Origin of the sequence: Actinotalea sp. (assembly GCF_041597215.1) — a bacterium.
Lineage (GTDB): Bacteria > Actinomycetota > Actinomycetes > Actinomycetales > Cellulomonadaceae > Actinotalea.
Genome location: NZ_JBFHHB010000064.1, coordinates 1 through 13,835 on the forward strand (window position 1 = coordinate 1; position 13,835 = coordinate 13,835).

Annotated in this window: 13 protein-coding genes and 1 pseudogene; 13 read left to right on the plus strand and 1 reads right to left on the minus strand. The window is 72.5% G+C overall.

Going from position 1 to position 13,835, the window contains the following annotated elements:
• The 13 genes and pseudogenes from ABWK99_RS06430 to ABWK99_RS06490 all read left to right on the plus strand — a co-directional run.
• Positions 1 to 634, plus strand: a pseudogene (locus tag ABWK99_RS06430) (hypothetical protein); the annotation flags it as partial.
• A complete protein-coding gene (locus ABWK99_RS06435; protein ID WP_372593876.1) occupies positions 631 to 1,944 on the plus strand; it encodes an N-acetylglucosamine-6-phosphate deacetylase in 1,314 nt (437 codons plus the stop codon). The pseudogene ABWK99_RS06430 and the gene ABWK99_RS06435, both read left to right, overlap by 4 nt.
• 172 nt (positions 1,945 to 2,116) lie before the next feature.
• Positions 2,117 to 3,241 (plus strand): ROK family protein, encoded by a 1,125-nt coding sequence (locus tag ABWK99_RS06440; RefSeq protein ID WP_372593888.1) that lies wholly within the window; start codon positions 2,117 to 2,119, stop codon positions 3,239 to 3,241.
• Positions 3,242 to 3,332: 91 nt separating this feature from the next.
• Complete coding sequence (locus ABWK99_RS06445) at positions 3,333 to 4,688, plus strand: extracellular solute-binding protein (RefSeq protein WP_372593877.1); 1,356 nt, start codon at positions 3,333 to 3,335, stop codon at positions 4,686 to 4,688.
• Between the two features lie 68 nt (positions 4,689 to 4,756).
• Positions 4,757 to 5,668: a carbohydrate ABC transporter permease gene (locus tag ABWK99_RS06450; protein WP_372593878.1), complete on the plus strand. Its 912-nt coding sequence runs from the start codon at positions 4,757 to 4,759 to the stop codon at positions 5,666 to 5,668.
• Positions 5,665 to 6,648 carry a carbohydrate ABC transporter permease gene (locus tag ABWK99_RS06455; protein WP_372593879.1) on the plus strand — a complete coding sequence of 328 codons (984 nt, stop codon included), beginning with the start codon at positions 5,665 to 5,667 and terminating at the stop codon, positions 6,646 to 6,648. The genes ABWK99_RS06450 and ABWK99_RS06455 overlap by 4 nt, the downstream gene beginning before the upstream one ends.
• A gap of 1 nt (position 6,649) precedes the next feature.
• Complete coding sequence (locus ABWK99_RS06460) at positions 6,650 to 7,684, plus strand: ROK family protein (RefSeq protein WP_372593880.1); 1,035 nt, start codon at positions 6,650 to 6,652, stop codon at positions 7,682 to 7,684.
• Positions 7,684 to 8,466, plus strand: a complete 783-nt coding sequence (gene nagB / locus ABWK99_RS06465; RefSeq protein WP_372593881.1) for a glucosamine-6-phosphate deaminase — start codon at positions 7,684 to 7,686, stop codon at positions 8,464 to 8,466. Before ABWK99_RS06460 ends, nagB begins: the two co-directional genes overlap by 1 nt.
• On the plus strand, positions 8,463 to 10,187 hold the full coding sequence (locus ABWK99_RS06470) for a family 20 glycosylhydrolase (protein ID WP_372593882.1): 1,725 nt from the start codon (positions 8,463 to 8,465) through the stop codon (positions 10,185 to 10,187). The genes nagB and ABWK99_RS06470 overlap by 4 nt, the downstream gene beginning before the upstream one ends.
• A gap of 190 nt (positions 10,188 to 10,377) precedes the next feature.
• A complete protein-coding gene (purS, locus tag ABWK99_RS06475; RefSeq protein ID WP_372593883.1) occupies positions 10,378 to 10,647 on the plus strand; it encodes a phosphoribosylformylglycinamidine synthase subunit PurS in 270 nt (89 codons plus the stop codon).
• Positions 10,644 to 11,387, plus strand: a complete 744-nt coding sequence (gene purQ, locus ABWK99_RS06480) for a phosphoribosylformylglycinamidine synthase subunit PurQ (RefSeq protein WP_372593884.1) — start codon at positions 10,644 to 10,646, stop codon at positions 11,385 to 11,387. The genes purS and purQ overlap by 4 nt, the downstream gene beginning before the upstream one ends.
• A 42-nt stretch (positions 11,388 to 11,429) precedes the next feature.
• Positions 11,430 to 11,918, plus strand: a complete 489-nt coding sequence (locus tag ABWK99_RS06485; RefSeq protein WP_372593885.1) for a GNAT family N-acetyltransferase — start codon at positions 11,430 to 11,432, stop codon at positions 11,916 to 11,918.
• A gap of 1 nt (position 11,919) precedes the next feature.
• Positions 11,920 to 12,492, plus strand: a complete 573-nt coding sequence (locus tag ABWK99_RS06490; protein WP_372593886.1) for a GNAT family N-acetyltransferase — start codon at positions 11,920 to 11,922, stop codon at positions 12,490 to 12,492.
• A gap of 9 nt (positions 12,493 to 12,501) precedes the next feature.
• On the opposite strand, the gene ABWK99_RS06495 is transcribed toward ABWK99_RS06490, so the two are convergent.
• Positions 12,502 to 13,698, minus strand: coding sequence for an MFS transporter (locus ABWK99_RS06495; RefSeq protein ID WP_372593887.1), 1,197 nt, complete (start codon positions 13,696 to 13,698; stop codon positions 12,502 to 12,504).
• Positions 13,699 to 13,835: the final 137 nt, after the last annotated feature.

The window sequence follows — 13,835 nt, forward strand, 5'->3', positions numbered from 1 at the left end:
GGAGGTCGGGAGCGAGGTCGTCGTCCGGATGACGATGACCGACGACGCCGGAACGCGCGCCTCGGCGTGGCCGCACCCCTTCGCCGCCACGTGCACCGTCACCGTCGGGGCGCGGCTCACGGTGGAGCTGGAGTTCACGCACCGCGGGACCGAGCCGGTCCGCCTCGAGGCGGCGCTGCACACCTACGTCACCGTCCCGGACGTGACCGCCGTCGAGATCGCGGGACTTGAGGGGGTGCCCTACATCGACAAGACCGCCGCGGGTGCGCTCGTCCCGGGCGTCGACGAGCCCCTGCGGATCGACCGGGAGGTCGACCGGATCTACCTCGACACCGTCGGCGCCGTGACGGTGCGGGACGAGGGGGCCGGTCTCGACCTCCTCGTCGAGAAGTCCGGCTCGACCGAGACGGTCGTGTGGAACCCGTGGATCGACCGGTCCCGGGTGCTGGCAGACATCGGCGACGGCGGCTGGAAGCACTACGTGTGCGTGGAGACCTGCGCGGTCAGGACCGGCGCTGTCCCGTTGACCGAGGGTGAGTCCCACACGATCCGGACGACGATCACTGCAGGGCCGCCCGTCTCGCCGTCCGGACCTACCGCGGGCTCCGCCGAGGAGACGGGTCTGTCCCGATGAGTGTCGAGGGCTCGGTGCCGGTCGAGGGCTCGGTGCCGGTCGAGAGCCCGCTGCCGGTCGCGAGCCCCGCGTGCACGCCGGGGGCTCCCGTCCTGCTGCGCGGCCGGGTGGTGACCCCGACGGAGGTCATCGAGGACGGCGTCGTCGTGCTGGACGGCGCCCTGATCGCGTGGGTGGGACCTGCCGCCGAGGCCGCCACGGCCGGGTGGACGGACCTGCCGGCGCGCTCGGCCGCGATCGTGCTCCCCGGGCTCGTCGACCTCCACACCCACGGCGGTGGCGGGGTGGGCTATCCCGAGGCGACGACGCCGGAGGAGGCGCTCGTCGCGGTGCGCGAGCACCGCGCGCACGGGACGACGACCCTGGTCGCCTCGCTGGTCACCGCCTCGCCCGAGACCCTGAGGCAGCGTGTCGGCGTCCTCACCGCGCTGGCCGACGCGGGGGAGATCGCCGGGATCCACCTGGAGGGGCCCTTCGTCTCGACGGTCCGGTGCGGAGCGCAGGACCCGCACCTCATCCAGCGCCCCGACCCCGATCTGGTGCGCGAGCTCGCGGCCATCGCGCATGGCTTCCTCGTGACCATGACGGTCGCACCGGAGCTCCCGGGCAACGTCGGGGACGGTGGTGTGGTGGACGCCCTGGTCTCCGTCGGGGCTCTTCCCTCCTTCGGGCACTCCGACGCGAGCCGGGAGACCACGATGGAGGCGCTCGCCGACGGACGGGCGCGGATCTCCGCGGCCGCGCAGCCGCGCTCCGGGCGGGCGACGGTCACGCACCTGTTCAACGCGATGCGTCCTCTGGGGCACCGTGATCCCGGCCCGATCCCGGCCTACCTCGCCGCCGCCGCGGAAGGGCGGGAGGTCGTCGAGCTCATCGGCGACGGCACCCATGTCGACCCGGGCCTCGTCCGTGACGTGTTCAGCCTCGTCGGCGCCCGGAACATCGCCCTGGTGACCGACGCCATGGCTGCTGCCGGGATGCCGGACGGCGCCTACCGGTTGGGCTCGCAGGACGTCACCGTGCTCGACGGTGTCGCGCGACTCACCCACGGAGGAGCGATCGCCGGTGGGACGGCCCACCTGCTCGACATCGTGCGGACCACCGTGGCGGGCGGCGTGCCGCTGCTCGACGTCGTCCTGGCCGCGGCGACGACGCCGGCGGCGGTGCTGGGGGACCGTTCGGTCGGTGCGCTCGAAGCAGGGCGGCGGGCAGATGTCCTGGTCACCGACGCGGGGTTGCGGCCCCTGCAGGTCTGGCGCCGGGGTGAGCCGGTGGCGGCAGCGCCCCGACGGGAACACGCACTCAGGTAACAGTCCTGTGTCGAGGACGTCGGAGGTCTTGACGTGAGTTAGTAAGGAAGGTCTACTAACAAACGTGACGACGCCGACGCCCCCACCTGCGGTGACCGCGGGACCCTCCGGGACCACCCCTCCCGGCCATGCGGGCACGTCGGGTCGAGGGCTCGGCCGCGTGCTGCGGCCGATGGTCAAGGTGCTTCCGGAGCACGCGAGGGCGCACAACCGGGCCCTCGTGCTCCAGCACCTCTTCCACTCGGGACCCACCTCGCGCGCCGACCTCGCCCGCGCGACCGAGCTCACCCGGGTCACCGTCTCGGACCTCGTCTCCGAGCTCATCGAGGAGGGCCTCGTCGCCGAGCGAGGCGTGCGCGCCGAGGCCCGCGTGGGCAAGCCCGCCACCCTGGTCGGGATGTGCACCGAGGACTTCCAGGTCGTCGCGATCGACCTCGCCGACGACGCGTCCTTCCGCGGTGCGGTGATGTCGCTCGTCGGCGAGGTGCTCGTCCGGCGCTCGGTCCCCGCCGAGGGTCGTGTGGGCGCCGACGCGCTCGAGCTCCTCGCCGAGCTCGCGAGCGAGCTCCTCGCCGCCGCGACGCGGCCGGTGATCGGCGTCGGCATCGGCTCTCCCGGCGTCGTCGACCGGGACGGGGTCGTCGTCGAGGCGCCCAACCGCGCCTGGTACGGCGTGCCGCTCGCCGAGCAGCTGAGCACGCGTCTCGGCGTCCCCGTGCACGTCGCGAACGACGCGAACACCCGCGCCCTCGGCGAGTACACCTACGGAGGGGCGAGCGGCGAGGGGCTCCTGGTCCTCATCGTCGGCCAGGGCGTCGGCGCGGGCATCGTGGTGGACGGGATGCTCCTCAAGGGCCATCGCGACGCGGCGGGAGAGCTCGGCCACGTCACCGTCGTCGACGACCACGACCGGCTGCCCGGCGACGCGGAGGCGGCCCCCTGCGCCTGCGGACGTCGCGGTTGCCTCGAGACGGTCCTGTCCGTCCCGGCCCTGCGTCGCAGGATCGACGGGCTCGACCCCCAGGACGCCGACGCCGCCCTGGCGTCGGTCGGACGGCTGCACGGGGTCACCCTCGCGCCCGTCGTCAGCGCGCTGAACCTCGCGGAGGTCCTGCTCAGCGGCCCGGCAGAGCTGCTGGACGGACCCGTGCGCCAGGCGGCTCTCGACACCGTCCGGGAACGCACCATGCCGGCCGTCAGCGAGCAGCTCTCGCTGCGGATGGCAACGCTCGGCGAGGACGCAGCCCTGTCCGGGGCTGCGGTTCTCGTGCTGTCCGGTCAGCTCGGGGTCTCGTGAGGACCCCGAGCCGACCGTCCTTGCAGGTCGGAAGCACCACCCGTGGCGACGCTGTCCGGCGCTCGCCTTCGCACATGGGAGGAACCCCAACGTGACAATCCTACGATCGGCAGCAGTGGGGGCAGCGCTCGCGCTGACCCTCGGTGCCTGCTCCAGCGGCACGACGTCGTCCGAGACCCCCGCCGGGGAGAGCAGCGCACCCGAGAGCGCGAGCATCACCCTCTGGCTCGCCGGCGGCGACACCCCCGACGCTCTGCGCGAGTACCTCACGACGGAGTTCGAGAACGAGAACCCCGGGTCCACGCTCGTCATCGAGCAGCAGGACTGGGGCGACCTGGTCACCAAGCTGACGACAGCCCTGCCCGACGCGAACAACACTCCTGACGTGGTCGAGCTCGGCAACACGCAGTCGCCGACCTTCACCAACGTCGGCGCCTTCCTCGACATCTCCGACATGTACGACGAGCTCGGCGGCGACAAGCTCCTGCCCTCGTTCGTCGAGGCCGGTGCGGTGGACGGCGCGAACTACACGCTGCCGTACTACTTCGGCTCGCGGTACATGTTCTACCGGGCCGATGTCTGGGCCGAGGCGGGGGTCAGCGTCCCGACCACGCTCGCCGAGTTCAACGAGGCGGTGGTGACCATCGCCGAGGCGAACCCGCGCGACATCGCGAACTTCTCCGGCTTCTTCCTCGGTGGTCAGGACTGGCGCAACGCCATCTCGTGGATCTTCGCCAACGGCGGCGACCTCGCGACGAAGGTCGACGGCCAGTGGGTGTCCACCCTGTCGGACCCCAGCAGCATCGAGGGCCTCACCCAGCTCCAGGAGATCTGGGCGAAGGCCTCCAACGCCCCGGCCGACGCCAAGGACCAGAGCCCGTGGCTCTACATCAACGACACGGACTCGGCGACCAACGAGGACTCCTCGACGACCGACACCTCGCTCGCCGCGGCGACCATCATGGCCCCGGGCTGGGCGCACTGGTCGATCGGTGACCTCGAGGTGGTCGACGACAAGCCCGTCCGCACCTGGAACGACGAGACCTTCGGCACCTTCGTGCTCCCGGGGGTCGACGGCGGGGCCGCACCGGTCTTCGCGGGTGGTTCCAACATCGGCATCTCGGCGACCTCCCAGCACCCCGAGCTGGCCACGTCGCTCATGCGGATCGTCTTCAGCCCGGAGTACCAGCAGATGCTGGGCGAGAACGGGCTCGGCCCGGCCAACTCCGACTACATGAGCTCGCTCGGCGACGACCAGTTCGCCACGGCGCTCATCGAGTCCGCGTCCAACTCCCAGCTCACCCCGGCCGCGCCGGGCTGGGCAGCGGTCGAGGGCTCCGGTCTGCTGGAGGAGTTCTTCAGCAAGGTCTCGCAGGGCGGGGACATCACGGCGCTCGCCGCCGAGTACGACGAGAAGATCACGCCGCTGCTCAACGGCGTCGGCTGACCTCCAGTACTCCGCCGTGGGTGGGGGCCGCTCGCCTCCACCCACGGCCTGCCCAAGGAGAAGGCTCGATGACCATGCGCACGCAGACGGTCCGGCACCGCCGCCGACCGAGAACGCCCTACCTGCTCATCACCCCGGCGGTCGCGATCCTCGCGCTCTCGATGGGCTACCCCCTCGTCTGGCAGCTCGTCACCTCGACCCAGCGCTTCGGCCTCGCCCAGCAGTTCGGCAAGGCCCCGGAGTCCGTCGGGCTCGGCAACTACGTGACCCTGTTCACCGACTCCTACCTGTGGACGGTCGTCGCCCGATCGATCGCCTTCTGCCTGGTCAACGCCGGGGTGACGGTGCTCATCGGGGTGCTGCTCGCCCTGCTGATGAAGGCGATCGGCACGGTGCCGCGGCTGATCCTCCAGGTCTCGATGCTGCTGGCCTGGTCGATGCCCGTGGTCGCCGCGATGACCGTCTGGCGCTGGCTGTTCGACTGGAACCGCGGTGTCGTCAACTGGGTCCTCACCTGGGGCGGACTGGACTTCATCGGGCACAACTGGCTCCAGGCACCGTTGTCGTTCTTCTTCGTCGCGACGACGGTGATCGTCTGGATGTCCGTCCCCTTCGTCGCGCTCTCGGTGTACGCCGGGCTCACGCAGGTGCCGGACGACGTCCTGGAGGCCGCGCAGATCGACGGCGCGAACGGCTGGCAACGCTTCTGGGGCATCGTCGTCCCGATGGTGCGGCCGGTCCTGATGATCGTGCTGCTGCTGCAGATCATCTGGGACCTGCGCGTCTTCGCCCAGATCAAGCTGCTCCAGGACGCCGGGTCCACGCCGAGCGAGACGAACCTCCTCGGCACCTACATCTTCCAGCTCGGCACCGGCTCCCAGGACTTCGGGATGGCCTCGGCCGTCTCGGTCTTCGTCCTCGTGCTGACGATCGCCCTGAGCTGGTTCTACGTCCGCACCCTGCTGAAGGAGGACGCATGAGCGACCTCGCACCTGCGCGCCCCGGATCGGCCGGCGCCACGCGCAGCGCTCCGCCCGTCCGCACCGCTCTGCCCGTCCGTCCGGCCACGCGCCCCGACGGCACCGCGGCCGGTCGCGGCACCGCCCCGGCAGCGCGACGTCGTCCCGTGCGCCGGGCGGGCCGGGCCCTGCTCTCCCTCGCGGCGATCGTCGTCTCGCTGCTCTGGCTCTTCCCGGTCTACTGGATGGTCAGCTCCTCGCTGCTGCCCAACGTGCTGCTCCAGTCCACCCGCCCCACCTTCGTCCCGGTCGACGGCTCGCTCGACAACTACCGGGCGGTGCTGACCGGCTCGGGCTTCCCCGGGGCGCTGCGGATGAGTCTCGCGGTGACCCTGCTGACGGTCCTCGTCGTGCTGATGTTCGCCTTCCTCGCGGCGCTCGCGATCAGCCGCTTCCGGTTCCGCGGGCGCAAGAGCTTCGTGCTGGCCGTCCTGCTGGTCCAGATGCTCCCGGCGGAGGGGCTGTTCATCGCTCAGTACAAGCTCATCGGGAGCCTCAACCTGCTCAACTCGGTGCTCGGCGTCACGATCATCTACGTCGGCGCGGTGGTGCCCTTCACGGTGTGGATGCTGCGAGGCTTCGTCGCGGGCGTGCCGATCGAGCTCGAGGAGGCGGCCATGGTGGACGGGCTGAGCCGCACCCAGGCCTTCCTGCGGATCACCTTCCCGCTGCTCGCGCCCGGCCTGGTCGCCTCGGGGGTGTATGCGTTCCTCCAGGCGTGGAACGAGTTCACCGTCGCCCTGGTGATCCTGCAGTCCGACGGTGCCAAGACGCTGCCGATCTGGCTGCGGAGCTTCCTGCAGGCCAGTGCGAGCCGGGAGACGGACTGGGGTCAGGTGATGGCGTCCTCGACCCTGATCGCGGTCCCCGTGATCATCTTCTTCCTCGTCGTGCAGGGCCGGATGACGAGCGGGCTGATGTCCGGGGCGGTGAAGGGCTGAGATGGCGACGGATCCGCAGGACGAGGCGCTGAGCCTCGGCCTGGACATCGGTGGCACGAAGGTGCACGGGGCCCTCGTGTCGTTCGGTGGCCCGCAGCCGCTCGTGCGGTTCACCGCGCGCCGGCCGACGGCGCACGGAGTGAGCGGCGTCGTCGACTCCGCCGCCGCCGTCGTCGCCGAGCTGCTGGCCGCCGCCGGTCTGACCATCGACCGGCTCGGGGCCGTCGGTGTCGGGGTGCCGGGCATCGTCGACCCGGTGACCGCCGAGGTGTCCCATGCCGTGAACCTCGGTATCGAGGGCTCGGCCCCGCTCGGCGCGCTGCTCGCCGAACGGCTCGGTGTCGAGGTGCGGGTGGACAACGACCTCAACGTCGCCGCCCTCGGCGCGGCACGGGTCATGGCCGGCGACGAGCCTGCCGACCTCGCCTACCTCGCCCTGGGGACGGGCGTGGCCGCGGGCCTGGTCCTGGACGGCCGGGTCCGCCGTGGGGCGAGCGGTGCGGCAGGAGAGATCGGGCACGTCCCGGTCGTGCCCGACGGCCGGGCGTGTCCCTGCGGCCAGCGCGGCTGCCTCGAGCAGTACGCCTCCGGCTCGGCGCTCGACGCCGCGTGGCCCAGTCGGACCGGACGCCCCGCGCCGGTCGAGCTGCTCGAGGCCGCCTCGGGCGGCGATCCGGTGGCCGTCGCCGTCCTGGACGAGTTCGCTGCTGCCGTCGCCTCGGCCGTGCGGCTGCTCGTGCTCACCTGCGACATGCGACAGGTCGTCCTGGGCGGGGGAGTCAGCGCGCTCGGCGAGCCCCTGCTGCGGGCCGTGCGTGCGGCGCTCGAGGAGCAGGCGGCCGCCTCGCCCTTCCTCCGGGCGATCGGGCTGGCCGAGCGGGTCACCCTCGCCCCGGCCGAGGTCCCGCTGGCGGCGGTCGGCGCGGCGCTTCTCGGTGGCGGTCCGGTCGGTGGTGCCGAGCCCGGTGCCGATCCGCTCCGTGGTGCCGCGCCCGCCACGCCGTCCATGAACGTCACGACAGAGGAGAGCTGCTGATGGAGGTCGTCATCGCGTCGACCGATGTGCTGACCGGGCTCGCGGCGGGGGCCGTCGAGGCCCTGCTCCGCTCGGGGCGGCCCGTCGTCCTCGGGCTGGCCACAGGGTCGAGCCCTCTGGCCGTCTACGACGAGCTCGCCAGGCGGCACCGCGAGGAGGGGCTGTCGTTCGCGGCGGCGAGGGGGTTCACCCTCGACGAGTACGTCGGCCTGCCCGCCGATCACCCGGAGCGCTACCGCACCGTGATCGAGAAGGAGATCGCGGGCCGTGTCGACTTCCAGCCGGGCGCCGTACGCGGTCCGGACGGCCTCGCCGCCGACATCCCCGCGGAGTGCTCCTCGTACGAGGAGGCGATCCGCCACTCGGGTGGCATCGACCTGCAGATCCTCGGGATCGGCACCGACGGGCACATCGGCTTCAACGAACCCGGGTCCTCCTTCGCCTCGCGCACCCGGATCAAGACGCTCACCGAGCAGACCCGGCGGGACAACGCCCGGTTCTTCGACGGAGACCTGGAGTCGGTTCCGCGGCACTGCCTGACGCAGGGGCTCGGCACGATCATGGATGCCCGGCACGTCGTCCTGCTCGCCTCCGGCACCGCGAAGGCCGAGGCCGTGCACCACCTCGTCGAGGGGCCGGTCAGCGCGCTGTGGCCCGGGACGATCCTCCAGCACCACCCGCATGTCACCGTGCTGGTGGACCCCGCGGCGGCGAGCAGGCTCCAGCTCGCCGACTACTACCGCGAGACCTACGCCGCGAAGCCCGCGTGGCAGGGCCTGTGAGCCAGGAAGCGACGAAGGGCGACGGGGACGCGGCCATGGGCGGCGAGGACGCGGCCACGGGTGACGAGGGAGTGGCGACGGGCGACGGGGGAGTGGCGACGGGCGCGGCGACGGGCGGCGAGGACGCGGCCATGGGCGACGGGCGAGCCTTCGCGACGCAGGTGTCGATCGTCCCCGCGCCGGCGCACGCAGCATGGGGCGAGGGCGAGGCGTTCGCGCTCGCGGCCGGACTCCGCGTCCTGCTGGAGGGGCCCGACGGTGCCAGTGCCGGTCACGATGCCGAAGCCGATGCCGAAGCCGAAGCCGAAGCCAATGCCGAAGCCAATGCCGATGCCGGTGCCGCGCCGGTCGCCGTGCGGTTCGCCGAGATCCTCGGCTCCGCCGCAGGACGCGTGGTCCCGGTCGTCACCTCGGACGACGGCGGCCCGGGTCTGGTGGTCCTGCGCCCGGGACCCGGATCGGCCGACCTCCGGTCGCACCGGGTGGGGCCGGACCGCATCGAGGCGGAGTCGTACCGGATCGACGTCAGCTCCGGTCGCGTGCTCGTCGAGGCAGGGGGCCCCGAGGGGCTGCTCCACGCTGCGGCGAGTCTCGCGCAGCTCGTCACCGAGGGGCCGGACGGGGCGCGCGTGATCCCCGCCGTGTGCGTCGAGGACTCGCCGCGCTTCGCCTGGCGCGGGCTGAGCGTCGACCTGGCCCGGCACTTCTTCGGAGCCGAGGTGCTGCACGACCTCATCGACCTCATGGCGGGCCTCAAGCTCACCGTCCTGCACCTGCACCTGACCGACGACCAGGGCTGGCGCGTGGAGATCCCGTCCCGGCCGCTGCTCACCCATAGCTCGGGCTCCACCGCCGTGGACGGCGACCCGGGGGGCTGGTTCACCGTCGACGCGTACACGGACCTCGTCGGGTACGCGGCCGAGCGCGGCATCGTCGTGATCCCGGAGATCGACCTGCCCGGTCATGTCAACGCCGCCCTGCACGCCTACGGGGAACTCACCCCCTCCGGCCTCCCAGCGCCGGAGTTCACCGGGATCGAGGTCGGCTTCAGCAAGCTCGACGCCTCGCTGGCGAGCACCGAGCCCTTCCTCCGGGACGTGCTGGCCGACATGGCGGCGATGACCCCCGGGCCGTACCTGCACATCGGCGGTGACGAGGTCCTGACGATGAGCGCGGAGGAGCATCGCGACCTCGTCGGGCTCGCGGCCGCGCAGGTGCTGGCCGCCGGCAAAACCGTCGTCGGCTGGCAGGAGGTCGCCGGGGCCGAGCTGGGCGCCGGCTCCGTCGTGCAGTACTGGGACGAGCGGGAGGGTGCCGCCCGGGTGGTCGCGGCGGTCGAGCGTGGTGCCGGGCTGCTGCTCTCCCCGGCGACGCGCGTCTACCTCGACATGAAGTACGACTCCTCGACCCCGCTCGGGCTCGAGTGGGCGGGCACGGTCGAGCTGCGCGACGCGTACTGCTGGGACCCGCTCGCGGTGCTTCCCGAGGTGCCCACCGATCGCGTCGTCGGGATCGAGGCGGCGATCTGGACGGAGACGCTCCGCACGGCCGACGAGCTCTTCTCGATGCTGCTCCCTCGACTGGCGGCGGTCGCCGAGGTCGCCTGGTCCGCTCCCGAGCGGATCGACTGGGACGGCTTCGCCGCCCGCGTGCCGGCGCTCGCCCGGCGGTGGAGCGCCGCCGGCCTGGCCTGGCACCGAGCGGCCGGCGTGGACTGGTGACGCTGGGCCGAGGGTGGGCGGCACCGCGCGGCCGTCGAGCGCCGACCGCCGACCGCCCTCGGACGACGGCTCCGGACGACGGCTCCGCGGCGCGCACCGCGTGGGTAGGCTGGCCCCTGTCGCCGTGCCCCTGCCGCCCCCCGGCAGAGGCCCGCCCGGCCCAGTCGCCCTCCACACCCGGGAGTACTCCGTGGGAACTGTCGTCGTCGATGTGATGCCGAAGCCAGAGATCCTCGACCCTCAGGGCAAGGCCGTCGCCTCCGCCCTGCCGCGGCTGGGCTTCGGGGGATTCACCGGTGTCCGGCAGGGGCGTCGCTTCGAGCTGACCGTCGAGGGTGAGGTCACCGAGGCCGTGCTCGAGCAGGTCCGTCAGGCGGCCGTCACGCTGCTGTCGAACCCGGTCATCGAGGACGTCGTGCGCGTCGAGGCCGTCGCCGACCCGTCCGTGGCGGACGCATGACGAGCCCCGCAGCCGTGCAGGACCGCGCCGGGAGCGCCGTCGCCGGCGCCCGGATCGGCGTCGTCACCTTCCCCGGGACCCTCGACGACCGCGACGCCGCTCGCGCCGTGCGTCTTGCCGGGGGGACCGCCGTCCCTCTCTGGCACGCCGACGCCGACCTGCACGGGGTGGATGCCGTCGTGCTCCCCGGCGGCTTCTCCTACGGGGACTACCTGCGCGCGGGGGCGATCAGCCGCTTCGCACCCGTGATGGAGCCGCTGGTCGACGCCGCGAACGGCGGGATGCCGGTGCTCGGCATCTGCAACGGCTTCCAGATCCTCGCCGAGTCGCACCTCCTCCCCGGCGCGATGATCAAGAACGACCACCGCAGCTTCATCTGCCGCGAGCAGGTGCTCTCCGTGGAGAACGCGGACACGGCGTGGACCCGGGACTACTCCCGGGGCGAGAAGATCACGATCCCGCTCAAGAACCAGGACGGGCAGTTCGTCGCGGACGAGCACACCCTCGACGAGCTCGAGGGCGAGGGGCGCGTGGTCTTCCGCTACGTCGGCTGGAACCCCAACGGCTCGCGTCGCGACATCGCCGGGATCTGCAATGCGGCGGGGAACGTCGTGGGGCTCATGCCGCACCCGGAGCATGCGGTCGAGGTGGGCTTCGGCCCCGACGGCGCTCGCGGCCCGCGCACAGGCACCGACGGACTGGGCTTCTTCACCTCCGTGATCGGCTCGCTGCTCCGCTGACCGCTGGCGGCATCGGCGACGGGGCGTCCGTACACTCCTCCCATGAGTGAGCCCACACCGAGCCTGACGCCGGTCGCGTGGGAGGACCCCGACGCCGCGGCCTTGCGGGAGGCCCAGCAGGCCGAGCTCGCGGCCCGGTACGACGGGGTCGCGGACATCGAGCCGGTGCTCCCGCCCGACGAGATGGTCGCGACGCTCCTGGTGCGGATCGGGGCAGAGGTCGCCGGCTGCGGTTCCTTGAGGGAGGCGCCCGAGCGTGGCGCCGGTGTGGGAGAGCTCAAGCACATGTACGTCCTGCCCGCGTTCCGTGGGCGAGGGCTTTCCCGCCGCATCCTGCTGGCCCTCGAGGAGATCGCCGCGGAGCGCGGCCTTCGCGAGCTCGTGCTGGAGACCGGAGTGCGGCAGCCCGAGGCGATCGGGCTCTACCGCTCCGCGGGGTACCGGCAGATCCCCAACTACGGCGTCTACGCCGACGAGCCGAACTCCGTCTGCTTCGCCAAGGCCGTGGCGACGCAGGACCCGGAGGTCTGAGATGCACCACGACCTCGAGCTGGAGGCGGCGGGGGTGCGGCTGGTCCCGCTCGCGGTGGAGCATGCCACCGCGATGCTCCCACTGATCGACGAGGTGATCTGGGCAGGGATGGTGACGCCGACGCCGCGGTCCGTCCAGGACGTCGTCAGTCGGGTGGAGGCTGCCCTCGCGGCGCCGGGGACCTTCGCCTTCACCGTCCTCGGGCCGGATGGCGAGGTGCGGGGGTGGACCTCGTTCTACGACGTCGTCCCCGCCCAGGAGCGCTGCGAGATCGGCAGCACCTGGTACGCGCGTCGGTGGTGGGGCGGCGTGACGAACCCGGCCTGCAAGCTCGCCCTGATGACTCAGGGCTTCGAGTCGTGGGGGATGCACCGCATCGGCTTCCGGGCCGATGCGCGCAACGACCGGAGCATCGCGGCCCTCACGCGCCTGGGTGCCCAGCCCGAGGGTGTGCTGCGGGGGCATCGGATCGCCGCGGACGGGTCGCGCGGTGACACGGCGTACTTCTCGGTGCTCGCCGACGAGTGGCCCCGCGTGCGTGACGGGCTGCGGGAGCGGCTGGCGGTGCGCTGACCCGGCGCGTCAGCGTGCGGGGGCGAGTGCCCCAGGCCGCCGCAGCACCGCTGCCAGGACGAGTCCCCAGGCGAGGAAGACGAACCACGGGACGGTCGAGGCAGCGCCGTCTCCGGCCGCGACGGTGTAGAGCAGGCCCCCCACGGTGTTCCCGACCATCCCGCCGATCGCGAACGCCAGCCCCTGCACCCCGAAGTAGGAGGCGACGGCCCCGTCGGGCGCGTAGCCCGAGGCGATCGCGTTGGCCGTGGGCATCGTGAGCATCTGGCCGACGGTGAAGATCCCGACGCCGACGAAGAGCCCCGCCGCCGAGCTCCACAGACCCATCACGGCGATCCCCGAGCCCAAGGAGATCGCCCCGAGCGCCAGCACCTGAGCGGGACGCAGCCGTTTCGAGGTGAACGTCGACAGGGGCAGCATGGTCACGACCATGAGCACGGCCGCTGCGGAGTAGACCAGGCCGAGGGTCGCCGTGCTCGGCAGCACCTCGCGCGCCCTGACGGGGACCACGAGGTACAGCTGCGAGACGAGGAACCACAGCGACGAGGCCAGGACGCAGTACCGCAGGAAGGCCCTGTCGGCGAAGACGCGGCGGAGGGGAAGGTGGTCGGCCCGCGGCCCGGAGAGCCCGGACGGGAGCCCGATCACGGTCACGAAGAACGCGACGACGAAGAGGCCGGCCGAGGTCCAGCTCACGTAGGAGAAGTTCAGGCCGGCCACGAGCCCGCCGACCACCGGACCGACGACGAAGCCGAGGTTGGAGACCATCTCCCGGGTGGCGTAGACCTTGACCCTGCTCGATCCGGCGGCGAGGGCGGCGTACGCGGCATAGCTCGCCGGGTGGAACAGCGCACCGCCCAGACCGGTCAGCACGGAGGCCACCACGAGTCCCGGTGGGCTCTCGACCGTGCCGAGCATCGCGAACCCGGAGGCCCGGATGAGCACGCCGATGCTGATGGCCCGGCGGTAGTCGACGCGGTCGGCGATCCAGCCCGCCACCGGCATCATCCCGTTCTGCGCGGCGGCACGGACGGCGCTCAGGACGCCGACGAGCGCGATCGTCAGGCCGAGGTCGTCGAGGAAGTGCACGGCCAGGAGGGGGACGAGCATGTAGAAGCCGACCGCCATCGTGAAGGTGTCCGTGTAGAGGACCCAGAGGGCTGCTGAGGTCCGCGGACGCTCGCGAGGGGAGTCGGCTTCGCTCACGAGGTGACGTCCCGGGGCGGCCGGGGTTCGCGGGGGTTCCGGGGGCTGCGGGACGGCCGGCGCGGCCCGTCCGCCTGGGGCGGAGTCGACGTGCCGGCGGGCGTCTGCCCCCTGAGGGTGGCGAGCGCGAGCCAGAC